The 25,732-nt window shown below is 59.5% G+C and carries 24 protein-coding genes and 1 tRNA gene; 6 read left to right on the top strand and 19 right to left on the bottom strand.

Annotated features, from left to right (window positions below; all coding sequences use genetic code 11):
• The first annotated feature begins 185 nt into the window (after positions 1–185).
• Entirely contained in the window at positions 186–782 is a 597-nt protein-coding gene (locus PY649_RS06415; RefSeq protein WP_285867370.1) for a dual specificity protein phosphatase family protein, read from the top strand.
• 103 nt (positions 783–885) lie between these two features.
• The gene (gene sthA / locus PY649_RS06410; protein WP_285867369.1) at positions 886–2,289 is read left to right on the top strand and encodes a Si-specific NAD(P)(+) transhydrogenase; all 1,404 of its coding nucleotides are present in this window, start codon (positions 886–888) and stop codon (positions 2,287–2,289) included.
• An 813-nt stretch (positions 2,290–3,102) separates the two neighbouring features.
• Here sthA and tig read toward each other — a convergent pair.
• The 4 genes from tig to PY649_RS06390 form a co-directional block, all read right to left on the bottom strand.
• Positions 3,103–4,602: a trigger factor gene (tig, locus tag PY649_RS06405; RefSeq protein ID WP_285867368.1), complete on the bottom strand. Its 1,500-nt coding sequence runs from the start codon at positions 4,600–4,602 to the stop codon at positions 3,103–3,105.
• Between the two features lie 276 nt (positions 4,603–4,878).
• Positions 4,879–4,963, bottom strand: a tRNA-Leu gene (locus tag PY649_RS06400).
• Between the two features lie 144 nt (positions 4,964–5,107).
• The gene (locus tag PY649_RS06395) at positions 5,108–5,728 is read right to left on the bottom strand and encodes a GDYXXLXY domain-containing protein (RefSeq protein ID WP_285867367.1); all 621 of its coding nucleotides are present in this window, start codon (positions 5,726–5,728) and stop codon (positions 5,108–5,110) included.
• The gene (locus tag PY649_RS06390; RefSeq protein WP_285867366.1) at positions 5,725–6,879 is read right to left on the bottom strand and encodes a DUF2157 domain-containing protein; all 1,155 of its coding nucleotides are present in this window, start codon (positions 6,877–6,879) and stop codon (positions 5,725–5,727) included. The genes PY649_RS06395 and PY649_RS06390 overlap by 4 nt, the downstream gene beginning before the upstream one ends.
• Before the next feature lie 911 nt (positions 6,880–7,790).
• Here PY649_RS06390 and PY649_RS06385 point away from each other — a divergent pair.
• The 3 genes from PY649_RS06385 to trmFO all read left to right on the top strand — a co-directional run bounded on the left by PY649_RS06385 (position 7,791) and on the right by trmFO (position 10,011).
• Positions 7,791–7,937, top strand: coding sequence for a DUF1127 domain-containing protein (locus PY649_RS06385; protein WP_007690983.1), 147 nt, complete (start codon positions 7,791–7,793; stop codon positions 7,935–7,937).
• Positions 7,938–8,241: 304 nt separating this feature from the next.
• Positions 8,242–8,385, top strand: coding sequence for a DUF1127 domain-containing protein (locus PY649_RS06380; protein WP_120706345.1), 144 nt, complete (start codon positions 8,242–8,244; stop codon positions 8,383–8,385).
• A 216-nt stretch (positions 8,386–8,601) separates the two neighbouring features.
• The gene (gene trmFO / locus PY649_RS06375) at positions 8,602–10,011 is read left to right on the top strand and encodes a methylenetetrahydrofolate--tRNA-(uracil(54)-C(5))-methyltransferase (FADH(2)-oxidizing) TrmFO (protein WP_285867365.1); all 1,410 of its coding nucleotides are present in this window, start codon (positions 8,602–8,604) and stop codon (positions 10,009–10,011) included.
• A 137-nt stretch (positions 10,012–10,148) separates the two neighbouring features.
• On the opposite strand, the gene PY649_RS06370 is transcribed toward trmFO, so the two are convergent.
• The 5 genes from PY649_RS06370 to yajC all read right to left on the bottom strand — a co-directional run bounded on the left by PY649_RS06370 (position 10,149) and on the right by yajC (position 15,027).
• Positions 10,149–10,622, bottom strand: coding sequence for a hypothetical protein (locus PY649_RS06370; RefSeq protein ID WP_285867364.1), 474 nt, complete (start codon positions 10,620–10,622; stop codon positions 10,149–10,151).
• Between the two features lie 75 nt (positions 10,623–10,697).
• Positions 10,698–11,558: a phytoene/squalene synthase family protein gene (locus tag PY649_RS06365; protein WP_285867363.1), complete on the bottom strand. Its 861-nt coding sequence runs from the start codon at positions 11,556–11,558 to the stop codon at positions 10,698–10,700.
• Positions 11,559–11,576: 18 nt separating this feature from the next.
• Positions 11,577–11,963, bottom strand: coding sequence for an Mth938-like domain-containing protein (locus tag PY649_RS06360; protein ID WP_285867362.1), 387 nt, complete (start codon positions 11,961–11,963; stop codon positions 11,577–11,579).
• Between the two features lie 4 nt (positions 11,964–11,967).
• Positions 11,968–14,511, bottom strand: coding sequence for a protein translocase subunit SecDF (secDF, locus tag PY649_RS06355; protein ID WP_285867361.1), 2,544 nt, complete (start codon positions 14,509–14,511; stop codon positions 11,968–11,970).
• A 165-nt stretch (positions 14,512–14,676) separates the two neighbouring features.
• Positions 14,677–15,027 carry a preprotein translocase subunit YajC gene (gene yajC, locus PY649_RS06350; RefSeq protein WP_285867360.1) on the bottom strand — a complete coding sequence of 117 codons (351 nt, stop codon included), beginning with the start codon at positions 15,025–15,027 and terminating at the stop codon, positions 14,677–14,679.
• A 205-nt stretch (positions 15,028–15,232) separates the two neighbouring features.
• Between yajC and PY649_RS06345 the strand changes: the two genes are divergently transcribed.
• Entirely contained in the window at positions 15,233–16,105 is an 873-nt protein-coding gene (locus tag PY649_RS06345; protein WP_285867359.1) for an ATP-binding protein, read from the top strand.
• A gap of 78 nt (positions 16,106–16,183) precedes the next feature.
• Here PY649_RS06345 and PY649_RS06340 read toward each other — a convergent pair whose 3' ends face one another.
• The 10 genes from PY649_RS06340 to nagZ form a co-directional block, all read right to left on the bottom strand.
• A complete protein-coding gene (locus PY649_RS06340; RefSeq protein WP_285867358.1) occupies positions 16,184–17,959 on the bottom strand; it encodes a peptidoglycan DD-metalloendopeptidase family protein in 1,776 nt (591 codons plus the stop codon).
• Between the two features lie 170 nt (positions 17,960–18,129).
• The gene (locus tag PY649_RS06335; protein WP_285867357.1) at positions 18,130–18,783 is read right to left on the bottom strand and encodes a protein-L-isoaspartate(D-aspartate) O-methyltransferase; all 654 of its coding nucleotides are present in this window, start codon (positions 18,781–18,783) and stop codon (positions 18,130–18,132) included.
• Entirely contained in the window at positions 18,780–19,553 is a 774-nt protein-coding gene (gene surE / locus PY649_RS06330) for a 5'/3'-nucleotidase SurE (RefSeq protein ID WP_285867356.1), read from the bottom strand. Before surE ends, PY649_RS06335 begins: the two co-directional genes overlap by 4 nt.
• A 65-nt stretch (positions 19,554–19,618) precedes the next feature.
• Positions 19,619–20,902, bottom strand: coding sequence for a serine--tRNA ligase (gene serS / locus PY649_RS06325; protein ID WP_285867355.1), 1,284 nt, complete (start codon positions 20,900–20,902; stop codon positions 19,619–19,621).
• 100 nt (positions 20,903–21,002) lie between these two features.
• A complete protein-coding gene (tatC, locus tag PY649_RS06320; RefSeq protein ID WP_285867354.1) occupies positions 21,003–21,830 on the bottom strand; it encodes a twin-arginine translocase subunit TatC in 828 nt (275 codons plus the stop codon).
• Entirely contained in the window at positions 21,827–22,513 is a 687-nt protein-coding gene (tatB, locus tag PY649_RS06315) for a Sec-independent protein translocase protein TatB (protein ID WP_285867353.1), read from the bottom strand. Before tatB ends, tatC begins: the two co-directional genes overlap by 4 nt.
• A gap of 55 nt (positions 22,514–22,568) precedes the next feature.
• Complete coding sequence (locus PY649_RS06310) at positions 22,569–22,772, bottom strand: twin-arginine translocase TatA/TatE family subunit (protein ID WP_285867352.1); 204 nt, start codon at positions 22,770–22,772, stop codon at positions 22,569–22,571.
• Positions 22,773–23,024: 252 nt separating this feature from the next.
• Entirely contained in the window at positions 23,025–23,723 is a 699-nt protein-coding gene (gene scpB / locus PY649_RS06305) for an SMC-Scp complex subunit ScpB (protein ID WP_285867550.1), read from the bottom strand.
• 40 nt (positions 23,724–23,763) lie between these two features.
• Entirely contained in the window at positions 23,764–24,609 is an 846-nt protein-coding gene (locus PY649_RS06300; protein WP_285867351.1) for a segregation and condensation protein A, read from the bottom strand.
• Between the two features lie 24 nt (positions 24,610–24,633).
• The gene (gene nagZ / locus PY649_RS06295; RefSeq protein WP_285867350.1) at positions 24,634–25,647 is read right to left on the bottom strand and encodes a beta-N-acetylhexosaminidase; all 1,014 of its coding nucleotides are present in this window, start codon (positions 25,645–25,647) and stop codon (positions 24,634–24,636) included.
• Between the last annotated feature and the right edge of the window lie 85 nt (positions 25,648–25,732).

The following is a 25,732-nucleotide window of genomic DNA, read 5'->3' as shown; positions in this document are numbered from 1 at the left end:
CTGTTTCATTCTCGGATCTCGAGGCATTGGTGGTGTCCAGCCTCCCCCGCTTCCCTACGCTTTTCAGGTATTTGTCAGGATGTTCTGAGAGAAAAGCAGCGCCTCCACACCGGCGCATTTACCGGCGGAAGCCATTTTTTTGTTTGCGCCTTATCCACTCAGGGTTCGGCGTGTGCGGAGACCACATGCCGAAGACATCATCATCGCTTTCTGGTCGCCTATGCAGCATCGGCCGCGGCGTACTTTGGGCGCTCGCCCCCTTCGCACTGATCGCCGGCGGCTTCTACGCACACATGCTCTGGACGACGAATTTCCACCCCGTCATCGCCGGCCAGGTTTACCGTTCTTCTCAGCCGTCGGCGGCGACAATCGCCGAACTGCAGAAGCAATACGGCATCAAGACCATCATCAATCTGCGTGGCGACAACAGTGGCCGCAGTTGGTATGACAGGGAAGTCGCCCAGGCGAAGGAACTGAATATCAACCACATCGACTTCAAGATGTCTGCCAGTCGCGAGCTGACCCAGGGCCAGGCAGCCCAGCTTGTCGAGATCATGCGCGATGCACCGAAACCGTTGCTGATTCATTGCCAGGCGGGCGCCGATCGCACCGGGCTTGCCTCAGCCCTCTATCTCGCGGCTATCGCCAAAACCGGCGAAGCGACTGCGGAAGGTCAGATGTCGATCATGTACGGACATTTGCCGCTTTCCTTCACCAGCGCCTATGCCATGGACCGGACTTTTGAAAAGCTGGAGCCTTGGCTCGGCCTTTCCAGCTCCTGATCATTTCTCGTTAGATAATCTGTAACATTGAGCCGCTACCGGTTGACGGACCGCATGTTGCGTTGCGACATTGATTCCTTAATTCATCACCCGAGGCTTCCCGATGGACCAATTCGATCTCATAGTCGTGGGCAGCGGCCCCGCAGGCCGCAGAGGCGCCATTCAGGCCGCCAAGCTCGGCAAGAGGGTGCTTGTGATCGAGCAGGGCAAGCGTGTCGGCGGTGTATCTGTCCATACCGGCACAATTCCGTCGAAGACGTTGCGTGAAACCGCGCTCAATCTCTCCGGCTGGCGCGAACGCGGCTTCTACGGTCGCGCCTACCGCGTCAAGCAGGAAATCAGCGCCGAGGATCTGCGTCGCCGCCTATTGATCACCCTCGACCATGAAGTGGAAGTGCTGGAGCATCAGTTTGCCCGCAATCGCGTGCACCATATCCGCGGCAAGGCGAGCTTCGTTGACCCGCAGACGATGCAGGTCGTCAAGGATGATGGCGAAGTGCTCCATGTCACTGGAGCCAGCATTCTGCTCGCGGTCGGCACCAAGCCCTTCCGCCCGGATTACATGCCCTTCGACGGCAAGACCGTTCTCGACAGCGACGAACTGCTGGAGATCGGGGACCTGCCGCGCTCGATGGTCGTCATCGGCGCCGGCGTCATCGGCATCGAATATGCGACGATCTTCAGTTCGCTCGACACGCAGGTGACGCTGATCGATCCGAAAACGACGATGCTTGATTTCATCGACAAGGAAATCGTCGAGGATTTCACCTACCAGCTCCGCGACCGCAACATGAAGCTGTTGCTGGGGCAAAAGGCCGAAAAGGTCACCCGCGAGGACGGCAAGGTGGAACTGCTGCTGGACAATGGTCGCCGCATCGTTACCGATATGGTGCTGTTTGCGGCTGGCCGCATGGGCGCGACCGATACGCTCAATTTGGCCGCCGCTGGTCTCGAGGCTGACAATCGCGGGCGCCTCAGCGTCAACCCTGAGACCTTTGCCACCAACGTCCCGCATATCTTCGCGGCCGGCGATGTCGTCGGTTTTCCGAGCCTTGCGTCCACCTCGATGGAACAGGGCCGAATCGCGGCCCGCGTTGCTGTCGGTGCCATCGCCAAGGAACCGCCGAAATACTTCCCCTACGGCATCTATGCCGTGCCGGAAATCTCGACCTGCGGCCTGTCCGAGGAAGAGGTCAAGGAACGCCACATTCCCTACGAATGCGGGATCGCCCGCTTCCGCGAGACATCGCGCGGCCATATCATGGGCCTCGACACCGGCCTCTTGAAGATGATCTTCTCGCTGAAGACCCGTCGCCTGCTCGGCGTCCATATCGTCGGCGAAGGCGCAACCGAACTTGTCCATATCGGCCAGGCAGTGTTGAACCTCAAAGGCACGGTCGAATATTTCGTTGAAAACACCTTCAACTATCCGACACTCGCCGAAGCCTACAAAATCGCGGGCTTGGATGCATGGAATCGCATGGGTGACATCAAGTCGGAGATATGAGTAGGTCTCGGGATCGACGCCCTCCCCGTCAAGACGGTAAGCAGACGCCCAATTTCCGACGTTTTGCGGCAAATGCCACAAATAAAGGCCCAGTGTGCGAAGTCTTTCCCTTGATGCGCGGAAAAGAGCCTGACACCGGGCCGAGGCGGATTAATAACTCGAACCCTTCGAGCTCGAACCCTTCTTTGTCTGGGTGCAACTGACCGATGTATGCATTGCGTGGTTGGCCGCACTCATCGTGCTATGTGGTTTGCCCACGAGAAGCAGGGTTCGTCCGTTGGGTGCTGTTTTTACGACTTCGCATCGCTTCGAGTGCGGAGCACGCACGACATAATAGCCAGCGGCAGAAAGAGCGGGAGCCGCTGACAAGATCAGAGCAAGTGACATTGCAGTCACGAATCTAGTCATTGTACTTCTCCCCAATGAGTAATTTGAGACCCACAGCGGATGCACTTACCCTAACAGTATACTCTCCTAACATAGACCATTAAAGTAACTATAATTCGCAGCCGAAGTTATTTTTCGAAACAGCGCATTATCTGCTCTGAAGTAAAATTGGCGTGAAGATCGACGCGCGTATGCTTCCGATTACTCTGGCAGTGTGCGCGATTATATGTTCACCTGCATTGCGGCGTCCCATCACCTTAAAGCCCGTCGCGATTTTTCTGACCGCTTACCGCGCTTTGGGCGCTTGTTTTCACAAATGTCTTTAACCCGAAGCCGGGTCTCACCTTCGCGCGGCATGCTCCAGGCCAACAAAAAAGGCCCTGCCGCGAACGGCAGGGCCTGATTTCGTTACGGAAGAAAGCCGAATCATTCGGCGCTGTCTTCAGCAGCCTTCTTCTTCGGAGCAGCCTTCTTCTTCGGAGCAGCGGCAACTTCTTCGCCTTCAGCGGCGGCTTCGGTTGCTTCAGCCTTGGCAGCAGCCTTCTTCTTCGGAGCAGCCTTCTTGGCTTCCGGCTTGCCTTCCGTTTCAGCTTCGTCGTCAGCCAGCAGCGCTTCCTTGGAAACGGTGTTGTCCGTGACGTCGACTTCGGTCAGCAGGTGGTCGATGACCTTTTCTTCGAAGATCGGCGCGCGCAGGTTGGCGGAAGCGCCGGGCGTGTTGCGGAAGAATTCCAGGATTTCCTTTTCCTGGCCCGGGAACTGCTGGAGCTGCGCATAAAGAGCACGCTGCAATTCGTCTTCGCTGACTTCGACACCGGCTTTTTCGCCGATTTCGGAGAGAACGAGACCGAGGCGAACGCGACGCTCAGCCAGCTTGCGATATTCTTCGCGAGCCTTCTCTTCCGTCGTGTCTTCGTCTTCGAAGGTCTTGCCGGATTCATCCAGATCGGTCTGGATCTGCCGCCAGATGCTGGCGAATTCGGCTTCGACCAACTTCTGCGGCGTGTCGAACTGGTACATCTCGTCGAGCTGGTCGAGGATCTGACGCTTGACCTTCTGGCGGGTGACCGATCCATACTGGCTTTCGATCTGGCCGCGAACGATTTCCTTCAGGCGGTCGGCGGATTCGAGGCCGAGCTTGGAGGCGAGTTCGTCGTTGATTTCGATTTCGCCGGGAGCTGCGACTTCCTTCACCTTGATGTCGAAGGTCGCTTCCTTGCCGGCAAGGTTCTTGGCCGGGTAGTCGGCCGGGAACGTCACGGTGATGGTCTTCTCGTCGTCAGCCTTGAAGCCGACAAGCTGCTCTTCGAAGCCCGGGATGAAGCGGTTGGAACCGAGGACGAGCTGAGCGTCTTCGTCCTTGCCGCCTTCAAAGGCTTCGCCGTCGACCTTGCCGAGATAATCAATGGTGACGCGGTCGCCGTTGGCGGCCTTGCCCTTCTTGGTCTCGTAGCTGCGGGCGCTTTCGGCGATCTTCAGGATCTGTTCGGTGACTTCGTCTTCGCTGATCTCGGCGACTTCACGGGTAACCTTGATGCCCTTGACCGACTTCAGTTCGATCGCAGGGATGACTTCATAGGAGAGCGTGAATTCGAAATCGGCCTGAGCGGCGAGGATCTTTTCAGCCTCATCCTTGTCCTCGGTCATGGCGATTTCCGGCTGGGTCGCCGACTTTTCGCCGCGCTCGGTCAGGATTGCCGGCGGCTGGTCACGAACGATCTCATTGACGAGGTCGGCCATGATCGACTTGCCATAGACCTTCTTCAGATGCGCAACCGGCACCTTGCCCGGACGGAAACCGTTGATACGGACCTTGTCCTTGACCTCGGCCAGGCGCTCGTTCATGCGAACTTCCATGTCCTTGGCCGGGATGACCACCTTGATTTCGCGCTTCAGCCCTTCAGCGAGCGTTTCGATAACCTGCATTGTCCTACCTTCATTCATGGCGGCCGTGCCCAGACAGCCGTTCGTTTCGATGAGCACGACGCCGGAAAATCCCGAGCGTGGCTTGGATGCAATTCCTCATCATTCTGCTAGAGCGCCGCGCGTTCGAAGGAATGCGCAAAAGGTCGCTCCACCTCTCGGAATCTAGGGCATCTTATCCACTTTCCACTAGAAAGCGGGATGCTCTAGGCAAAATGGCGCGTCCACAGCGGGTCAGGAGGCAGACCGTTAAGCCTCTCCCGTCCACAAGGGCAGCCTTGGTGCGGGTAGAGAGACTTGAACTCCCACGCCTTGCGGCACCAGAACCTAAATCTGGCGTGTCTACCAATTTCACCATACCCGCGTTCCCAAAACCGCACGGCAATGCCTGCCCATGGGGCCTTCCGGAGCGCGGCGTCTCTATATCACCCGTTTTAAACCACGCAAAGGAAAAATGACGGTTCCACGACCGTCCACGGACCTTGTTTGGCTTTATACCGAAACCTAGTCAGTAAAGCGGCTCTTCATAAACGGATTTACCGTCCAAAAGCAGGCTTCTGATATGCGCCTCGCCATCGGCGGAAACGCGGGCAGCGATCGCGACGCGGTCGTGGTTGCGGGCATCCTCGATATTGCGGCCCTCGCCTTCGGGCACATAATAGCGCTCGATGCCGTAGGTGACAGAAATCGTAGCCTGCGGGGACGGCGCACTATCGCCATAGGAGAAATAGTCAAAAGGCAGGGTTTTGAGGACGACCGTGTCCGATTTCGGTTCCAGCGTTCCGAAGGACGATTCGACGACGCCCCAATAGCCGTCATCCTGCTTTTTAAGGCGGACGGACAGAACTTGGTTTGTCCGATTTTCCGTCGGTGGGCCACCGATCAGGGTCGATACCGGCACGCGCGAAATGTCGTAGTTCAGCGTCACGTAGTCACCACGCAGTAAATCGCGCGGATCGATCGGTGCTGTTTTCAATAGGACTTCGACGCCGCTCCTCAGGCCCCATGCCCTTTCGCCGACCATATAGCCCAGGACCGCCGTCTGCAGCGCGGCGACAACGACGGCGGCGACCCACATGCGGCGGCTGAAATTGCGTGCAACGGAGCTGACGTCGCCTGTGACCGTCATGCCTGCACCCCTTGCCCATCACCATGGGAGCCGTTGCTATGGGAGAATCGCCGCTCCAGCCGGATGACCAGCCAGGCGGCGATTGCCACGAACACGCCGCAAATCAGGAAGAACCCGGACGTACCGATGATCGAACCGACCGTCTCATTGGCGAGATAGAAAATTTCGCCGGCGAAGACGAAGTAGACAAGGTAGCGCACCGCACTGTTGTCGCGGCCGCTCAGAATGATCGCAACAACCGCGCTTGCCAGCGTCGCGAAGGAGACCACGATGAGCGGCAGCCTGTTTCCAACCCATGCACTATTCTCAAAGCCCCCATCGCTGATCTCCCCATGGATCGCGAAGAACCCGATGGTAGCGATAAGAAAAGTATAGAAGGCAGGTGCGGCGCCGGCAGTTCGTGCGACCCTCGTCAAAGGCGAAAGCGGGAGGCTGACGGCGAGGAAGGCAATCATGCCGGCGGCGGCAAACAGGATCGCCGCGCGCAGGCTCTCATACTGCGTGAAAATCCAGGTCAGCCAGCCGACAAGCATGAGATAGGCCAAATGCCGGGACGCAGGCGCATCGACATATCGGACCAGGGAGATCAGCACGGCCGCCATGATCGGCGGCACCCAGGGCATGACGCCGTACCATTCGTTATAGTGCTCCCAGAGATAGAGGCCGCAAAATCCCCAAGCCAGGAAACCGGCGAGGCCGACCTGCGCGCCCGAGCGAAATAGCGCGGCGGCTACACTGGCGACCGCGAACCAGACGATCATCATCGTCAGCTCATCACCGGACAGATTATACATCTGACCAACCAGTGACATGGCACCGCCGAAACTGATCGTGCCGATAATCAGCAAGGCCGAGGCGAGGATCGGGCGGGCGCGCACGAATAAATAGGCGGCGCCAAGATAAAAGGCCCATATCAGCGCGATTAGCCCGAGGAGCCGGACAACTCTCGGAATTTCTTCCCAATTCGACGCCACGAAGAGCAGGATCGCCGCACCGACGAGAAGTGCGGCCATGACGGCAAGCACGCGACCGAGGCTGAAGCTTGCCGGGCGGCTGTCATATTCGTTGAGAATCGCTGCCGCCGCCGACGCGTCGACCAGTCCCTTCTCCACCCAGACCTTTAGATCACGCTCCAGCCTACCCCGATACATTGCGCGCCTCTAAACTGCGATTCCCTCATCAACGTGTCTTATCACATATTAAGTGCGAGCGAGGTCGCTCATTCATCGCTGAAATCACCTGCAATGCAGGGCATGCCGCACCACATTAAAAGGGGGGGGGTTAAGGCTTCATTCGTTATAATTCGATCTGTAGAATGCAGAGCTTCGAAGGCATGCGCAGCCGACATACCTCCCATGAAATTATTGCGCTGCACAAAATTCAAAAGTCATACTATTTTGTGAGCATCGAAGGACGGCGGTAGCGCGCCGCTTCGGCGAAAGCCGGAAAGAGCTTGAGGAAGGATTTCCTCAGATAGAATTCGGAGCCGCACACTCCTCCTCCCAGTGCGCTCCGATGGATTGACGACACTCCTCCTCCCAGTCGTCAATCACCACAAATGACGCCCACCGCCTCCTCCTCCCGCGGTGGGCGTTATTTTTATCTCCCAATTAAGTCAGTTAATTCTTCATGAATCAGCGGATATGACCTGCAAGGCGCCGTTAAGCAGGACAGAGCACGGGATTAACGCGGAAAAAATGCAGAGAGCAGAATTCTTACCTCGCGGGATGACGACCGCCTCCCAATCCAGCGAGCCTCACAACATCATGTGAATCATGATCGAAAGCAGGCAATACCTGAGCAATTGCCCTGCATTTGCGCAAAAACGCGCGTATTCGTCCACCTTTCAGCTGATGAGTCATGTTCACGCTGCCGTGATGTGCACATAAAGCAGTCATTTGCCTCGGCAAATCGCCCGTGAGAAATGCGTCATATGCATAGGTGACATGAAGCATTCGCTCTTTTAGTTCTTGCAGCGCAGCATATATTCACGCTCATCAGATCGCGGACGGAACCAATTACGGAACCGACAAGATCTCCAGATCCTCGAAAGGGACTTAAAATGAACCTGACCCGCTCTTTCAATAACTGGCGCAAGTACCGTCAGACCGTTACCGAACTCGGCCGCATGAGCACCCGCGAACTGCACGACCTCGGTATCGACCGTTCGGACATCCATCGCGTAGCTCGCGAAGCCACCGGCCGCTAATTGCCGGATTGGCTTCGCTGAATAGCGACAGCCTTCACAACGCCCGTTGCGGACAACCGCGGCGGGCGTTCTTTGTTTGTGCGCTGTTCGCGCCTGCAGCAACAGACGTACTGCCTAAAGCCATTCGCCCGGCACATGGCACATAAAATTTGGGCATTGGTGGCTTTTTGGGCGTCATATTGCACAAATGCATAGCAGACGCCTTTTATTTGCACTGCAAAATATTCGTCCTCGCACCTATATGAATGTCAAGCGCTGAGGCGGCAATCGTGCCGCTCGCAACTGAATGACCGAGGACAAGACAATGAACCCGATTCGTATTGCCAAGAACTGGATTAGCTATCGCCGCACCCTGAACGAGCTCGGCAACCTTTCCGCACAGACTCTCTCGGATATCGGCGTTAGCCGCTACGAAATCCGCAACATCGCTTCCCGCTCTTTCCGTTAATCGAGACGGACTCAGCAGACTGCCTCAAGACGGCGCTCTTCGGCGCCGTTTTTGATTCCGGCTGCTAAAGCGCATCGCGATCTTTCAGATTCGCTCTTTGCGCTTTAAGTTTTTGATCTTGCGCATGTCGTTATCGCAAAACCGCGGCACACTTTTGCACGACATGCTTTAGCAAAGCAATTGGATCGCCGGCCTGCCCGTGGTAATGACGCGCGCATGACAAATACCAGCTCCTTTTCTCCTATTCACGTCATCGGCGGCGGCCTTGCCGGCTCCGAAGCTGCCTGGCAGATAGCCAGTGCCGGCGTACCCGTCATCCTGCACGAAATGCGCGGCGTGCGCGGCACCGAGGCGCATAAGACCGATGGTCTGGCAGAACTCGTCTGCTCAAACTCCTTCCGCTCAGACGATGCGACCAGCAACGCGGTCGGCGTCATCCATGCGGAAATGCGCCTTGCCGGTTCGCTGATCATGGCTGCGGCCGACAAGCATCAGGTTCCCGCCGGCGGCGCGCTGGCCGTGGATCGCGACGGATTTTCGGCAGCCGTAACGCAGGCGATCGAAAACCATCCGCTGATCACTGTCGTGCGCGAGGAGATCCACGGTTTGCCGCCGAATGAATGGGACCAGGCGATCATCGCCACCGGGCCCTTGACCGCGCCAGGGCTCGCCAGCGCCATCCAAGCCGAGACTGGCGCGGACGCACTTGCCTTTTTCGACGCCATCGCACCGATCGTCTATCGCGACAGCATCAACATGGACATTTGCTGGTACCAGTCCCGCTACGACAAGGTCGGCCCGGGTGGCACAGGCAAGGACTATATCAACTGCCCGATGGACGAAGCCCAATACAATGCCTTCGTCGATGCGTTGATCGCTGGCGATGCAGTCGGCTTCAAGGAATGGGAAGGCACGCCCTATTTCGACGGTTGTCTGCCGATCGAAGTCATGGCCGAGCGCGGGCGCGAGACGCTCCGCCACGGTCCGATGAAACCGATGGGCCTGACCAATGCCCATAATCCGACTGTCAAAGCCTATGCGGTCGTGCAGCTCCGCCAGGACAATGCTCTCGGCACGCTGTACAACATGGTCGGCTTTCAGACGAAGCTCAAATATGGTGCGCAGGCCGAGATTTTCCGGCTGATTCCGGGCCTCGAGAACGCTGAATTTGCACGGCTCGGCGGCCTGCACCGCAATACCTACATCAATTCGCCGACCCTGCTCGACCGCTCGCTGATGCTGAAATCGCGGCCGGGCCTGCGTTTTGCCGGCCAGATCACCGGCTGCGAAGGCTATGTCGAAAGCGCCAGCATCGGCCTGCTCGCCGGTCGCTTCGCCGCCGCCGAGCGCAAGGGCCAGTCGCCGTCGCTGCCGCCGGACACGACGGCGCTGGGGTCGCTGCTCAATCATATTACCGGCGGCCATATCGTTTCCGATGAAGAGCCGGGTAAACGCTCCTTCCAGCCGATGAACATCAATTTCGGGCTGTTTCCGGAATTGCGACCGGGCTCGATCGTCAAGCCGGAAGGCGTCAAGCGCTTCCGCGGCAAGGACAAGACGATCATAAAACGGCAACTCATCGCCAAGCGGGCGCTTGCCGATTGCGCTGGATGGCTTGGACAATAACCACCTTCGCCCCAGCGGGGAGAAGGTCGCCCGGCCCCTTCGACAGGCTCAGGATGCGGGTTGAGGGGGCATTACTGGGAAGAATAGCGTACGCATGCCAGGCGCACTTTGCCGGCGGCGCACCCTCAACCGGCCATTCACGGTTTCGTTTCACTCAACCGATCATGCCCACCCTCTCCCCGCTGGGGCGAAGGTTTTTCGACATAGTTCCCAAGCAGCCAGAGGGAAACCTCGGCGGCCTCCGCGGGCGTAGCGAATTCGAACGTGCCGCTGTGATGCGGAGCGTCAAGGAAATCGACAGTCAGACCGCGACCGGTTCCTGAATCCTTGGCGCGTGCCCTGCCCGGCTCGATCAGGTGAACGGCAAAGTGATTGCGCAAGCTCCGCATGAAGCCGGCCTTGTCATCATGCAGGCGCACGAAAACGGCCTGGCCGTTGGCGGTCGTCTGCAATTGTCGAATCGCCTCCATCGGAAAAGCGCGGCCGAACTCCAGAATCGCAAGACCGGTATCGTGCAAACCATCTTCCTTGTTCTGCGACGCCATACGCGTTGCAAAGAAGGCAAAGAAAACGACGATCGCAAAGAGTATGCACCAGACGATGATGCCCATGCGGCTCTCCCAGGATGCAGGTAAATGGTTCGGCGATCTTCATAGACCGCGAGCCTTGCGCGAACGTGGTCGGTTTCAGATTTTCTTGGTCATCGCGGCCCGCGCCATGCGCATCTGCCGGCGCCATTGCGGCTGCAGGAAAGACTGATCGAACAACTTGGCGCCCAGGGTTTGTGCACGTTTTAGCACAGGCTCTGCCAAGACGACCGGCAGGAAAGCCGGAAATACCCTTGGCGAGATATTGCCGGCGGCCCTAGCCTTCACCAGGTGTTCGCGGCCGAGGCCGGCGAAAGCCTCGATGGCGGCAGAAATCCGCGCCGTATCCTTGCCCTCAAGGAAGCTATCGCGATCGAGACCAGTCGCCTTCAGAATTTCGAGCGGCAGATAAAGCTGACCGCGGCGACGATGCAGCGGCATGAGCAACAGCAGCCCGGCAATCGCCTGCGCCACGCCGGCGTGGCCGGCGGCGTCAGCCGAGCGAGGGGCATCCTCCGGCGCTAGGACAAGGCTTGCAAGCTGGATCAGCGCCGACGCTGTCTCGCCGGCATAGCCTTCCAGCGTGCCGCGTGTTTCCATCGGATCGTCATAAAGATCGAAGATGCGCGCATCGATCATATCGATCAGCGTTTGACGCGGCAGCCGATGCAGCTCGATCGCGGCAAGCAGTTCGGCGGCGATGGGATTGGCAGCACTCGATCCATGCGCTTGCCCTTCGAGCAGATCGCGCCAATATTGCATTCGCACTTCGCCCGGCAGTGGCTCATGGACCAGATCGCGAATGCGCGCCAACTCGGCATTGAAGGCGTAAAGTGCGGCCAGGGCGCCGCGTTTATCCTCCGGTGCCAGCAGGCAGGCGAGATAGCGGTCACGGTCGGTGTCGCGAAGCGTCGCCAGGCAAAGATCCTGGTTGCTACGAGGCGCAGCTCCTGTCGTCATGTACTTGCCTGATCCTGGTCAAACGGCGATCAGCGCCGCGGCCACGGCGCGCGACTCGGACAGCATGATATTGAACGTGCGTACCGCCGCCCCCGTGCTCATCGCATCGGAAGAAATGTGCTTGGCGCGCAGAGCCGCTTTCAGCTCCGAGGGCAACGGCCGGAGGTCCATGCCGGTGCCGACCAGCAATACTTCTATCTCAGCGGCCTCATCGAGCACTTTCTGAAAATGCGCCGGCGTCAGCGCGTCCTCCAGCGTCATGTCCCAGCCATAGATGCCGGAGGGCAGGCAGAGCAGAGAGCCGCGATGCGACATGTCGGCAAAGCGGAAGCCACCATTGCCGTAAGCGTCGATCGGTGCGCGACCGGGAAAATGCGCGTTCCGTATTTCTATGCCTTTTGCCACTCTGTCACACCGCTGGTTTGCCTGATTGCATGTCGCCGCCTGCCTGTCCCTTATTTTCGCCGCTGGCCTGGAACTTATCCGGGCGCAGCTTGAAGACGATCAGGACCGGTGCCGCAATATAGATCGACGAGAAGGTGCCGACCGCGACGCCGAAGAGCAAGACGAAGGTGAAGGAGCGAATCACTTCGCCACCGAATATATATAGCGCGAGAAGCGCCAGCAAAGTCGTTGCCGAGGTCAGGACGGTGCGCGATAGCGTCTGATTGATCGAAGCATCGATCAGGATCGGCAATGGCATCTGCGAATAGCGCTTCAAATTCTCGCGCATCCGGTCATAGACGACGACCGTATCGTTCAGCGAATAGCCGACGATGGTCAAAAGTGCGGCAATGCCGGTCATATTGAATTCCATGCCGGTCAGCACGAAAAGGCCAAGAGTCAGGATGACATCATGCAGCGTCGCGACGATCGCGCCGACGGCGAACTGCCATTCGAAACGCAACCAGATATAGATGAGGATTGCCGCCAGCGCCGCCAGAACGGCGAGCGAGGCCGTCGTGCTGATCTCGCCGGAGACGGCGGGGCCAACGACCTCGACACGGGAGAAGTCGTAGTCCTTGCCCAGCTCGTCGCGCACGAGGGACACAGCGGATTGTTCGGCGTTCTCGCCACCCTGCTGTGCATGCACACGGATCACGGCGCTCAGCCGATCGTCCAACCGATCGACCTGCACATCGCCTGGAATGATGTTCTGCAGGCGTGATTGAATATTGGCAGGATCGGCGACGCCCTGCTTGGCGCGAACCTCGATGATCGAGCCGCCGGTGAAATCGATGCCGAGATGCATGCCGACCGCTGCGAAGGCAAGCAGCGTTGCTATCGACAAGGCCGCCGACACCGTAAAGGTATAGCGCCGGATGCCCATGAAACGGATATTCGCGCCGTCGAAGATGCCGCTTCGGACACCCGCAAGCAGCACGCGCGGCTTGCGATGCGAAATCCAGGCATCGACGAGTGAACGCGTGACGAAGCAAGCGGTAAAGAAGGTGGTGAAGACGCCCGTTATCAATGTCGCGGCAAAGCCACGAACCGCGCCGCTGCTCACGTAGAAAAGAATCGCCGCAACGATGAGCAGGGTCAGATTGGCGTCGGCAACGGTGGCGGCTGCCCTGTTGAAGCCGTGACGCAGCGCATCGACGAGGAGATGCGTCTTCTTCTCCTCTTCCCGGACGCGTTCGTAGATCAAAACATTGGCGTCGAGCGCGATACCGATGATGAGGACGATTGCGGCAATTCCCGGCAGGGTCAACGTGATGCCGAATAGCCCCATGATTGCCAGGACCATGATGATATTGATGGCCAGCGCGATCGTGGCGGCAACGCCGAGCAGCCCATAGAAGCCGATCATCAGCGCAGCGACGAAGATGCCGGCAACAATGCAGGCGGTGACGCCGGAGCGCATCGTTTCATTGCCCAAGCCGGGCTTGATGGTCCGCTCTTCGACCGTCGTCAGTGTCGCCGGCAGCGGGCCTGACTTCAGCATGACGGCCAGATCCTGCGCGCCCTGTGCAGTGAAATCGCCGGGGATATCGATATCGCCAGTGGTAATTGCGGTCTTCAACGCGGCGGCCGAAATAACTTGATCGTCAAGCACGACCACGACGTTCTTGCCGAGATTGTCGGCGGTCGCCTGTGCGAAACGGCTGGTCGCCTCGGGCGTCAGCTTGACGGAGATATTGCCGTCATTGTTCTGGGTATTGGATACCGCCACGGCGTCGGCAAAGTCGATATTCGAGAGCAGAGGCTGCTTCAGGACGAGATAGCCGACAGGCGGGTCATCCTCGGAAAACAGGACCTCCGAACCGGCGGGCGGACGGCCGTTCATGGCGTCCTGCACCTGCATGGATTGATCGACCAAACGGAAGCTGAGCTGCGCCGGCTGGTTCAGAACGTTCTTGAGGCGCTGTGGGTCAGGAAGGCCAGGCACCTGGATGACGACACGGTCCGCCCCTTGCCGGCGAATGAGCGGTTCACCGACGCCCAACTGAGCAATACGGTTGCGGATGACTTTGAGCGATCGTGTCATGGCTGCGGAAACGCGCTCATTGATGCCGGCATCGCTGATATCGATCGTGAGCGCGCCATTGTCACCCACCGACAGCGCTGCTCCGGGCCTGCCGTTGGCGCTGGTGATCGGCTTCAGGGCATTCACCGCCGCCTGCACTTGCGCCGGATCGTTGATGCGGAGCTGGATCTTCTGGCCAGTACCTGTCAGACCGGAATAGCCGATATTGACCGTGCGCAGCCTGGCGCTGATGTCACCGACGACGGTCTCCAGCCGGCTTCTGACCACATCGCCACGCTCGATCTTGAGCATGATATGCGAGCCGCCCTTGAGATCGAGCCCAAATTCGACTTGCCGTTGCGCGAACCAGACTGGAAAGGAGGAAAGCTGCTCATCGCTAAGCAGATTAGGCACGGCAAGGATAACGCTCAAGAGAACGGCGAACCAGATCAGGACGGTCTTCCACCAGGAGACGTGCAGCATCGCTCTCTCGAGTTTTGGCTTCCTACTGCGCCCCAACATTCGCCGAGGCACGTAAAGGCGCAGTAACGCTTTGAATTTGCGCATAGTTCCGTTCGAAAGTCGAATCCGATTTTCGAAACTGCACGCTGGCGTGGCAAGCCGCTTCGATCCGCCGCTGTCAAAGCCTTACGCGGCGTCAGCCTTGACCGGTTCGCCCTTGACACGAACTTCCGAAATGGCGCTGCGGACGACCCGGATGCGGACGCCTTCGGCGATTTCGACTTCCAGTTCCTTGTCGTCGACGACCTTGGTAACCTTGCCGACGATACCGCCGCCAGTGACGATCTGGTCGCCGCGACGGATATTCTTCAGGACTTCCTCACGCTTCTTAGCCTGCGCGCGCTGCGGACGGATAAGAAGGAAATACCAAACCACCATCAGCGGCACAAACAGGATGATCATTTCAAAGCCGGAACCGCCGAAGACGCCTGCGGCTGAATCTGTCGCGCTCTGTGCATATGCGTTGGTAATAAACATCGAGAACTCCCTTGAACTCCCTGCGGGAACGGGGCCCGCGTCAGGTGGCCGGAATATAGTTGCGATGATCGCGAATGCAACAAAAACAGCCGCGAACCGTACTGTTTTCCCGGCCTCTTAGCCTTTCGGCTCCGGAAGGAGCATGGTACCGGCAGCACAGGAAGCATTTTACTCCTTTCCCGACTAACGTTCTGGAGGAAAAACGGTGACCGAAGATCAAAACAAGCTGATCCTTGCGGAAGTCCGCCGCCTCGCCGACGCACTGGAGCGCCTCGCCGGCCCGGCGCCGGCCGCCAACGATTGGAAGGCGGCCGATTGCTTCGTCTGGGCGCCGGCCCGGCTCTATCTGCAGCCTGTTGAACGGCCGAACCGCGTGGCGCTGGCCCTGATCCGCGGCGTCGACCATGTGCGCGACATTCTCCACGAGAACACGTTGCGCTTCGCCGAGGGTTTCGCCGCCAATAATGTGTTGCTGTGGGGCGCGCGCGGCATGGGCAAGTCGTCGCTCGTCAAGGCCGTTCACGAGGATGTGCGCCGCGCCACCGGGGTCTCACTGAAGCTGGTCGAAGTGCACCGTGAGGACATATCCTCGCTGCCGGTGCTGCTCGATATCCTGAAGAACACGCCGCATCGCATCATCGTCTTCTGCGACGACCTTTCCTTCGATCACGACGATACCGCCTACAAGTCGTTGAAGGCCGCGCTGGACGGCGGTGTCGAGGGCCGGCCGGACAATGTGCTGTTCTACGCCACATCGAACCGCCGCCACCTGCTGCCTCGGAATATGATGGAAAACGAGCAATCGACGGCGATCAATCCGTCGGAAGCCGTCGAGGAAAAGGTGTCGCTCTCCGACCGCTTCGGCCTGTGGCTCGGCTTCCACAAATGCAGTCAGGAAGACTATCTGCAGATGATCGACGGCTACGCCGATCACTTCAAGCTCCCCCTCGATCGCGCCCAGATGCACCATGAAGCGCTGGAATGGGCGACAACACGCGGCGCTCGCTCCGGGCGTGTGGCGTGGCAATATATTCAGGATCTGGCCGGGCGGCAGCGTATCGTGCTGGAGCGGGATTGACCTTCGCTTTCCAAGGCCCAGAACGACAAAAAGCCCGGTGGTGACCGGGCTTTTTGCAGACTCCTTGAGACGCACTACCTATTCAAGGAACGTCATTGGGTTGACCGGGGCCGAATTCTTGCGGACTTCGAAGTGAAGCTGCGGCTGCTTGACATCGCCGCTCATACCCGAGGTGGCGAGCGTTTGGCCGCGCTGGACCTTCTGGCCGCGGGCGACGCTTAGCGCATCGGCGTGGCCGTAGACCGTGACGGTGCCGTCGTCGTGACGGACGAGGACGGTGTTGCCGAGTTCCTTCAGGCCGTTGCCGGCGTAGATAACCACGCCGTTTTCAGCGGCCTTGATCGGCGTGCCTTCCGGAACCGAGATGTCGATACCGTCGTTGCGGCTGCCGTTGACGTTGGAGCCGTAGCCGGCGATGACGGCCCCGCGAACTGGCCAGCGATATTTGCCGATGCCGGTTTCTTCCGGTGCATCAGCCGACACGTCGGCCTTGGCGGCGGCGTCGCTGACGGATTGGGTCGGCGCTGCGGCCGCGACCGCCTGCGGCTTGGCGGCATCGGATTCCGACGCGGCAACGGTCTTGAATGTCGCCTTTGCTGCCGGTTCTGCGGCGGCAGTCTTCGTCGCCACAGTCTTTGCAGCGGCGGCTTTCGCAGCCGGCTTTACGGTCGGCTCAGCGGCGGCCTGCTTCGGCTCCATCGCCGGCACCGCGACCGACTTCACGGCAGACTTCTGCGGCTCGATGGAAGCGGTCTTCACCGGATCGGGTCTGACTGGCTCGGCTTCGGCAATCGCACCGCGCGGCAGCTTCAGCGTCTGGCCGACGCGGACGCCGCCCGACTGAATGTGGTTTGCCTGCTTGAGCGCATCGACGCTGATGCCCGCGTTCTTCGCGATCTTTGCGAGCGAGTCGCCGGGCCTGACGACATAGGTACCATCGCCCTTCGGATGCGGACCTTTGCCGTTGCCGGCAGCGAGCTTGCTGGGATCGGCAAGGCCGGCCTGCGACTTGCCGCGCATCTGGCCGTTGGACGGCAGTGCAACGGAATCCTGTTCCGGAGCCTTGGCGGGACCCGGCATCTTGCCGCCCTTGGACAGGTCCGTCGCTTCCGAGGCCATCTTGGCCGGGCCGGGGGCGCCGGCACCGTTCATGGTCGGAATGATGATCTGCTGGCCGGGCTGAGCGCTGGCGCTGTTCTTCAAGCCGTTAACACGCAGAATTTCCTTTTCCGGAACGCCGTAGCGGCGCGACAGCAAATCGATACTTTCGCCGGGACGCAATGTGACGCTCGGCGCGTTGACCGCCGTCCAGGCGGAAGAAGTCGCTGCAGTCGGAGGCGCCTTGATCGTTCCGGTCGGCATCGCGTCCGGAGCCAGAGCCGGCTCCATCCGAGACGCGGCGGCCTTGCCATGCGATGCCGGGAACGGCTGGGCGAGCGCTTCCTTTTCGGCCCTTGATGCGACATGCGAGCGAACCGGCGCCGCGGACGCGGTCGGGGCCGCGAGATCGGAGCGCTGGATCGCGACGGGCGCCGTCGATACACGGGCACTCGAATAGGATGGATTGTAGCGCGCCGGTGAATTCGGATAGGGCGATGCGTTCTGCTGCGAATAATCCTGCTGCTGATAGCCGCCACCCTGGGCAACATCCGCACGCGGCACCGGATCGCCGTCGGGGCCAGTCAGACCGCGACGATTGATCGAGCCCGTCGTCGTCCGATCCGGGGAGCCTGCGAAGAGCCCGCCGAAGCGCGTCGTGTCCGAACTACAAGCTGTCGCGGTGCTCGCCAGGAGAATGGCCACCAGGACTTTCCCTGCCGATTTACCGAAGTTTGACGAAAGACTGAAACCCATGACTCGACCCACTTGAGACGCAACCGTTTATGGGTCGATTAAAGCGCGTTAATCTTACCATGCGGTTAAAGCACTGGTGTCGCATGTGTTTTTTTGATGAATTGCTAACCATAGAACAGAAATCCCCGCGCTCGCGGGGATAGTTCAGGGATCTCAATCTAAATTAGGCCTCAAAGATAGGAGGCGAGCATCGGCACGATCGGCTGATAGGGAACGTCAAAAAGTTCCTCGCGCTCGAAGCGGCTTCCGGTCTTGGTGAGACGCACCATGCGGCAGGTCGTGTCTGAAAGTATCAGGGGCGCGATCATCGATCCGCCGGAAACCAGTTGCTCGGCAAAAAAGCGGGGCATGGCGGTGAAGGCCGACGTCACCAGGATACGATCGAAAGTGCCCTCGCCCGGCATACCGACGCTGCCGTCAGCCTGACGAATGATGACGTTGCGCAAGCCCAAGGTGTCCATACGCTGCTGCGCAGCCGTCGTCAGTGTCTTGTAGCGATCGACCGTCAGCACCCGCTCGACGATGCGCCCCATGACGGCGGCCGTGAATCCGCTGCCTGTTCCAACTTCCAAAACGCGGTGACCGGGCTTGATCTTCAGGCTGTGAAGAATGCGGACGACCAGATCGATGCCTTCCATGAAGGCACCGCATTCGATCGGGATCGTTCGGCTGGAATAGGCGTCATCGGCAAATTGCGGCGGCACAAAAGGAAGGCGCGGCGTCTGTTCGACGGCCGTCATCAAATCGAGGTCCAATATGCCCTCGGCTCGCAGCCGCAACACGACGGCCGCAAAGCCTTCCTTCTCGACCAAACGAGCTGTCAATCCGCCACTCCATACCCGAGCGCCCGCGCCACGCGGTCTTGCACCGAATAATCCGTCAAATCGAGTTTCAAAGGAGTTACCGAAATACGATTTTCTTTCAACGCATGGATATCGGTGCCCGGGCGAAAAATGCCGCTGCGTTCGCCGAAGCGCAGCCAATAATAGGGAAAGCCGCGTCCGTCGGCCCGTTCCTCAACCTGCAGATTGAAAGCCAGATTGCCCTGCGCGGTGACTTCGATGCCGGAAACCTGGTCCGGCCGACAGTTCGGGAAATTCAGATTGAGGAAAGTGCCGTCGGGCAAGTCGATATCGATGAGCTTGCCAAGGAGCGCGGGCGCATACTCCTCGACCACCTCCCAAGGCACGACGCGCGTCCCATTCTCATGCAAATAGGCCTGACTAAGCGCAAAGGAGCGCACGCCCTGCAGCGTACCTTCGATCGCGCCGGCGATTGTTCCCGAATAGGTGACATCATCGGCGACGTTGGAGCCGGAGTTGACCCCCGAGAGCACCAGGTCCGGCTTGGTGTCCATCACCTGGCGAATGCCCATGATGACGCAATCCGTCGGCGTTCCGCGCAGCGCATATTGCTTCTCGGAGACTCTGCGCAGACGCAAAGGTTCGGAAAGGCTCAGCGAATGGGCAAGGCCACTTTGGTCGGTTTCCGGAGCAACGATCCAGACATCATCGGACATGGTGCGGGCGATGCGCTCCAACGCGGCCAGCCCTTCGGCATGAATGCCGTCGTCATTGGTCAGAAGTATCCGCATTGCCCCACCGCTCAAAACACGATCCCGAAAAGTGTGAAGCGGCTTTCGGGATCATGTCACATCAATCAAGCTGCCCGCTCGATCCTCTTCACACCACCCATATATGGCAGCAGTACGTCCGGAACAGTAACCGAGCCGTCTTCGTTCAGATAATTCTCGACAACCGCGATCAGGCAGCGGCCGACCGCGGTACCTGAGCCGTTCAGCGTGTGGAGGAATTTCGTCGCCTTGTCGTCCTTGCCGCGGTAGCGCGCATTCATTCGCCGCGCCTGGAAATCGCCGCAGACCGAGCAGGAAGATATTTCGCGATAGGTATCCTGCCCCGGCAGCCAGACTTCGAGATCGTAGGTCTTGCGGGCGCCAAAGCCCATGTCGCCGGTCGAAAGCGTCATGACACGGTAATGCAGGCCAAGACGCTTCAGCACTTCCTCGGCGCAGGCGGTCATGCGCTCGTGCTCGGCAATCGAGCTTTCGGCGTCGGTGATGGATACAAGCTCGCACTTCCAGAACTGGTGCTGGCGCAGCATGCCGCGCGTATCGCGACCGGCCGAACCCGCTTCCGAGCGAAAAGACGGCGTCAGCGCCGTGAAGCGCAGCGGCAACTTCTCCTGATCGAGGATTTCGCCGGAGACGAGGTTGGTCAGCGTCACTTCAGCGGTCGGGATCAGCCAGCGACCATCCGTGGTCTTGAAGAGGTCTTCGGCGAATTTCGGCAATTGTCCGGTGCCGAACATGGCCTCGTCTCGCACCATCAGCGGAGAGCTGACTTCGGTATAGCCGTGCTCGCCCGTGTGAAGATCCAGCATGAACTGGCCAAGCGCCCGTTCCAGGCGCGCCAGTTGCGAGGTCAGTACGGTGAAACGCGAGCCGGAGAGCTTGGCGGCGCGCTCGAAATCCATGTAGCCGAGCGCTTCGCCGATCTCGAAGTGCTCCTTCGGCTGATGGTTCCAGGTCGGCTTGGCGCCCCAGGCATGTTTGACGACATTGTCGTGTTCATCCTTGCCAACCGGCACGTCATCGAGCGGAATATTGGGAATGCGCGACAAGGCGTCGTTGAGCTCGGCCGTCAGCACGCGCTCTTCCTCTTCCGCTGCCGGCAGCGACGTCTTGATTTCGGCGACTTCGGCCTTCAGCTTCTCGGCAAGCTCGGTTTTCTTCTGCGCCATGGCCGCACCGATTTCCTTCGAAGCGGCGTTGCGGCGGGACTGCATATCCTGGACAGACTGGATGACGGAGCGGCGCTTCTCATCGAGCGCAATGAGGCTTTGCGACAAAGGCTCGGCACCACGCTTGGCAAGCGCTGCGTCCAAAGCCTCGGCATTCTCACGAATCCATCTGATATCTAGCATCGTCGTTCCAGGTTGTTGCACATGGGCTTAGCTCCGACCGAAATTTCGGTCGGAGATCGAACCGGCAAAACCCTATGAAAAGACGATACCGAGTGGTCGCCTAGACACTATCCGTCTTGGCGACATCCGAGTTTCCGTCACTCTCTTCAAGAGCTTGCCGGGCACGCTGGCGTTCCACGAGTCGCGCCGCGTAGATGGAAATCTCGTAGAGAAGGATCGTCGGCAGTGCAAGGCCGATCTGGGACATCGGATCCGGCGGCGTCAGCACGGCGGCGACGATGAAGGCGAAGACGATTGCGAACTTGCGCTTTTGTGCCAGCCATTGCGAGGTCAGCAGGCCGACGCGGGCGAGGAGCGTTGTAATGACCGGCAGTTGGAAGACGAGGCCGAAGGAAAACACCAGCGTCATAATGAGGCTGAGATATTCCGAGACCTTTGGCAGCAGCGCGATACCCACCTGACCGTCGGCCGGAGCCTGCTGCATCTTCAGGAAGAACCACATGACCATGGGCGTGAAGAAGAAGTAGACCAGCGCCGCGCCCATCAGAAAGAGGATCGGCGACGCGATCAGGAACGGCAGGAAGGCAGAGCGTTCATTCTTGTAGAGGCCCGGCGCCACGAATTTATAGATCTGCGCGGCGATGATTGGGAAAGAGATCACCAGGGCGCCGAACATCGCGACTTTCACCTGGGTGAAAAAGAACTCCTGCGGCGCCGTATAGATCAGCTCGGCTTTGGCGATATCGAGATGAGCCCAGACGACAGCCCATTTGTACGGGTAGACCAGGTAGTTGAAGAGATGCTTGGCAAAGGCGAAGCAGGCGATGAAGGCTACGAAAAACGCCACCAGCGACCAGATCAGCCGCGTGCGCAATTCCATGAGGTGTTCGATAAGCGGCTGCGGCTTATCGTCGATATCACCCGTCATGCCTGGTCCTTCTTCTTAGGCGTGGTTTTGCTGGCCGTTGAGCGCGTTCTTGGTGCGGCGGCGGGAGCATCCGTGGCGGTGGTTGCAGCCTTGCGGGGCGCCCGCTTCGGCTTTTCCGCGACAACCGACGTGTCGACCGCGGCAGCAACAACTTCATCCGTCTTGGCCGGCGTTTTCGCCCGCGGCCTGCGTACGGTTTTCGGCTTTTCGGGCGTCTCTTCGGCAGTGGCAGCCGGCGGCGGAGGGGTCACCGGCGGAGGCGAAACTATCGGCGCCGTCGCATCGGCAGCAGGAACAATCGGAGGCGTTTCCGGCAGCCCCATGGACAGCTCGGAAACCTGGACAGCCGGCGTCGATGTGGCGACCTCAGACTTATCCACCGTCGTCGAACGCTGCAGATCGGCCTTGATTTCGTTGCCCATCTGCCGCAACGGGTTCATTGCCTCCCGCAATGAATTGACCGGATTGAGTTTCTGGGCGTCGGAGATCGTCTGCCGCACATCGTCCAGCTCCGCCTCACGCATGGCCTCATCGAATTGCGCGCGGAATTCGCCGGCCACTTTTCGGGCCCGCGCCGTCATCTTACCGATCGTCCGCAAAGTCGACGGCAGTTCCTTAGGGCCAATGACCACAAGCGCCACGATGGCGATAATCAGCAGCTCAGACCAGCCTACATCGAACATGAAAAGGCTCCTGGGCCGGCAGCAAGCCTCTCAGCTCCTGACGCACCCGACATGATTATTTCGATTCGTCGGCCTTGTGTTCAACCGTACGGGACGCTGTCGTCTGAGACGGCGCATCTTCGTCGTCGTTCATGCCTTTTTTGAAGCTCTTGATGCCCTTGGCAACGTCACCCATCAGCTCCGGGATCTTTCCACGACCGAACAACAACAGGGCGATGGCCAGAACGATCAGCCAATGCCATATGCTTAGAGAACCCATTGCGATAACTCCCAATTTCAACGTCTTTCCGATGTAAGACGTTTACGGATCTTTTTCAAACACCAAAATGTACTCCGGCGACGCAGATGGGGATAGCGAACGCCAAAGCCGCGGCCAAACATCCCCAACTAAGGAGAATGATTTTCATATTCGCATCCGCTAATGGCAAAACCGAGACTTGGCGCCAATCCTTGGAAAAAAGCTTTATCGCAGCCGATCGGCCTGAGATGCGGTGATGGCACCGATTTCGGCTCAGTCGTCCGAAGCCCCGCCCGGCGCCAAAAGGCCGAGTTCCTCGAGATCCAACTGCGTGATCGGATCTTCTTCCTCGGTCAATTCGTCGCTCATCAATGGCGACGGAATGTTGAAATTAGAAGGAATACGGCCCGAAAGCAGCCCTGCCCCCTTCAATTCTTCGAGACCGGGCAAGTCACGCAGCTCTTCCAGGCCGAAATGATCGAGGAAATCCCGCGTGGTGCCCAGCGTCACCGGCCGGCCGGGGGTGCGCCGACGTCCACGAAAACGAACCCAACCGGATTCCATCAGCACGTCGAGCGTCCCCTTCGACGTCTGCACACCTCTGATATCCTCGATCTCGGCGCGCGTCACCGGCTGGTGATAGGCAATGATGGCCAGGACTTCGAGGGCCGCGCGCGACAGTTTCCGAACCTCGTTATCATCGCGGCGGATCACAAAGGAAAGATCGGCGGCGGTGCGAAAGGCCCAGGCGCCGTCGACCTGTATCAGATTGACCCCGCGCTCCGTATAATCGGCCTTCAAACGCTGCATAACAGCGCGCACATCCACGCCGCGGGGGACGCGATCGGCGATAAAGCCTTCGGAAACCGGCTGAGCGGAGGCAAAGACCAAGGCTTCGGCAATGCGTTCGGCTTCGCGGACAAGGTACCCATCAACGGCAGGCGCCGTCACGGCAGCCGCTTCGTCGTCCATGTGCTGATCGTTGTCCGGGCCGGTCACGCTCGCTCCTGCTCTATTCCGCTGCCTCAAGTTCTATATGGTTCGGCCCGCGCCGCATATAGAGCGGCTGAAAGGCGCCCTCTTGGCGAATCTCCAGTTTGCCTTCGCGCACAAGCTCCAGTGAAGCGGCGAAGGCGCTGGCGATGGCGGTCACGCGCTCGCTCGCGTTGGTCATATAGTCCAAGAGATAGTGTTCCAAGGCTGTCCAATCGGTGATCTCACCGATCATCCGGCTGAGAATCGTACGCGCGTCGACCAGCGACCAGACACGCCGCCGCTCGATCGTCACCTGCGTGATCGCCTGACGCTGACGCAGGCTCGCATAGGCGGTCAGAAGATCGTAGAGGCTGGCGTCATAGGCCGACTGGCGCCGGTCGGGAATATGTTCCGGTGCTCCGCGGGCAAAGACGTCGCGGCCGAGACGATTGCGATTGACGAGGTCTGTCGCCGCGTCGCGCATAGCCTCAAGGCGTTTCAGGCGGAAGGCGAGCGTCGCGGCCATTTCCTCGCCGGTCGGGCCATCTTCCTTGCTCTGCTGCGGAATGAGCAGTTTCGATTTGAGATAGGCGAGCCAGGCGGCCATGACGAGATAATCGGCGGCAAGCTCGATGCGGATCCGCTGGGCGCGCTCAATGAACTGCAGATATTGCTCGGCAAGCGACAGAACGGAGATGCGCGACAGATCCACTTTCTGGTTGCGGGCGAGATGCAGCAGAAGGTCGAGCGGACCTTCGAAGCCGGCAATGTCGACGACGAGCGCCGGTTCATGCATGCCGCGCTCCGCACCATTGTCCTGCCAGAGCTTGTCCATCGGCGTCCCCGCCTGCAGATTCTTCTCCGTGCCGTCCACCTTGTTCACCCCTCAGATCCCTGGAGCTCGGTCCTACGCCACCGCAAGCATCGCGTCGAATTCGGCGCGGATCGAAGCCTCGTCGGCGCCGTCATTGTGGCCGAAAGCCGCCTCGACCGCTTTCGCACGCGCCAGCGCGGCGCCGGTCAGCACCGGAACATTGCGTACCACCTGCTGCATCTCATCCATGACGCCATTGCAGTGCAGCACGATATCGCATCCGCCCGCAACAATATTCGCCGCACGCTCGCCGATCGTGCCGGCAAGCGCGTTCATAGACGTATCGTCCGAGAGCAGCAGACCCTGGAAGCCGATATGGCCACGAATGATCTCGTCGATAACCTTGCGCGACGTCGTCGCCGGATTGGCGGGATCGATGTCGGTAAATACCACGTGGCAAGTCATGGCCATCAGCTCATCCTTAAGCGCCGCGAAGGGTGGAAAGTCATGCGCTTCCAGCTCCGCGCGCGAAACCGTGACAACCGGCAATTCGTGATGCGAATCGGCAAAGCCACGGCCGTGGCCAGGCATGTGCTTCATCACCGGCAGGACGCCGCCGGCTTTGAGGCCCCCGGCAGCAGCGCGTCCCATCTCCGTTACCGTCACGGGATCACCCGCATAGGCCCGGTTGCCGATGACATTGCTGGAGCCTTCGATCGGCACGTCGAGCACCGGCAGGCAATCGACGTTGATGCCGAATTTCAGGAGATCGAAAGCGTGCAGCCGCGACATCAGCCAGGCGGCGCGCAGGCCCTGTTCACGGTTCTTGCGATAAATATCACCCAGCGCCTGGCCGGACGGATAATGCGGCAGGATCGGCGGACGGATGCGTTGCACCCTCCCCCCTTCCTGGTCAATCAATACTGGCGCATCGCGACCAACGCTATCGCGCAACGAAGCCACGAGATCGGCTATCTGCGCCGGCTCGGAAATATTGCGTCCAAAGAGGATAAAGCCCCATGGCTGTTCCGACTGATAGAAGGAACGCTCTTCGGGCGTGATGGAATGGCCGCTACAGCCGAGGATCATGGATTTTGATTCGGTCATGTTCGAATCATAAAGGCCGCCTCGCGAAATGCGAATAACCTCGAACCGAGATACACAAAAGAAAACGGCGAGCCTCGGCCCGCCG

Origin of the sequence: Rhizobium mayense (assembly GCF_030272705.1) — a bacterium.
GTDB lineage: Bacteria > Pseudomonadota > Alphaproteobacteria > Rhizobiales > Rhizobiaceae > Rhizobium > Rhizobium mayense.
The sequence above is the reverse complement of the archived record's forward strand: the minus strand, read 5'-3'. Positions and strand labels throughout refer to the sequence as shown.

Coding starts and splice junctions, on each gene's coding strand:
- PY649_RS06395 (WP_285867367.1), bottom strand. CDS start 5,728: ATGACGGTCACAGGCGACGTCAGCTCCGTTGCACGCAATTTCAGCCGC.
- PY649_RS06390 (WP_285867366.1), bottom strand. CDS start 6,879: ATGTATCGGGGTAGGCTGGAGCGTGATCTAAAGGTCTGGGTGGAGAAG.
- PY649_RS06365 (WP_285867363.1), bottom strand. CDS start 11,558: ATGACGACAGGAGCTGCGCCTCGTAGCAACCAGGATCTTTGCCTGGCG.
- PY649_RS06385 (WP_007690983.1), top strand. CDS start 7,791: ATGAACCTGACCCGCTCTTTCAATAACTGGCGCAAGTACCGTCAGACC.
- PY649_RS06380 (WP_120706345.1), top strand. CDS start 8,242: ATGAACCCGATTCGTATTGCCAAGAACTGGATTAGCTATCGCCGCACC.
- trmFO (WP_285867365.1), top strand. CDS start 8,602: ATGACAAATACCAGCTCCTTTTCTCCTATTCACGTCATCGGCGGCGGC.
- nagZ (WP_285867350.1), bottom strand. CDS start 25,647: ATGACCGAATCAAAATCCATGATCCTCGGCTGTAGCGGCCATTCCATC.
- sthA (WP_285867369.1), top strand. CDS start 886: ATGGACCAATTCGATCTCATAGTCGTGGGCAGCGGCCCCGCAGGCCGC.
- tatB (WP_285867353.1), bottom strand. CDS start 22,513: ATGTTCGATGTAGGCTGGTCTGAGCTGCTGATTATCGCCATCGTGGCG.
- PY649_RS06310 (WP_285867352.1), bottom strand. CDS start 22,772: ATGGGTTCTCTAAGCATATGGCATTGGCTGATCGTTCTGGCCATCGCC.
- PY649_RS06415 (WP_285867370.1), top strand. CDS start 186: ATGCCGAAGACATCATCATCGCTTTCTGGTCGCCTATGCAGCATCGGC.
- PY649_RS06370 (WP_285867364.1), bottom strand. CDS start 10,622: ATGGGCATCATCGTCTGGTGCATACTCTTTGCGATCGTCGTTTTCTTT.
- tatC (WP_285867354.1), bottom strand. CDS start 21,830: ATGACGGGTGATATCGACGATAAGCCGCAGCCGCTTATCGAACACCTC.
- yajC (WP_285867360.1), bottom strand. CDS start 15,027: ATGTTTATTACCAACGCATATGCACAGAGCGCGACAGATTCAGCCGCA.
- scpB (WP_285867550.1), bottom strand. CDS start 23,723: ATGGACGACGAAGCGGCTGCCGTGACGGCGCCTGCCGTTGATGGGTAC.
- secDF (WP_285867361.1), bottom strand. CDS start 14,511: ATGCTGCACGTCTCCTGGTGGAAGACCGTCCTGATCTGGTTCGCCGTT.
- serS (WP_285867355.1), bottom strand. CDS start 20,902: ATGCTAGATATCAGATGGATTCGTGAGAATGCCGAGGCTTTGGACGCA.
- surE (WP_285867356.1), bottom strand. CDS start 19,553: ATGCGGATACTTCTGACCAATGACGACGGCATTCATGCCGAAGGGCTG.
- tig (WP_285867368.1), bottom strand. CDS start 4,602: ATGCAGGTTATCGAAACGCTCGCTGAAGGGCTGAAGCGCGAAATCAAG.
- PY649_RS06340 (WP_285867358.1), bottom strand. CDS start 17,959: ATGGGTTTCAGTCTTTCGTCAAACTTCGGTAAATCGGCAGGGAAAGTC.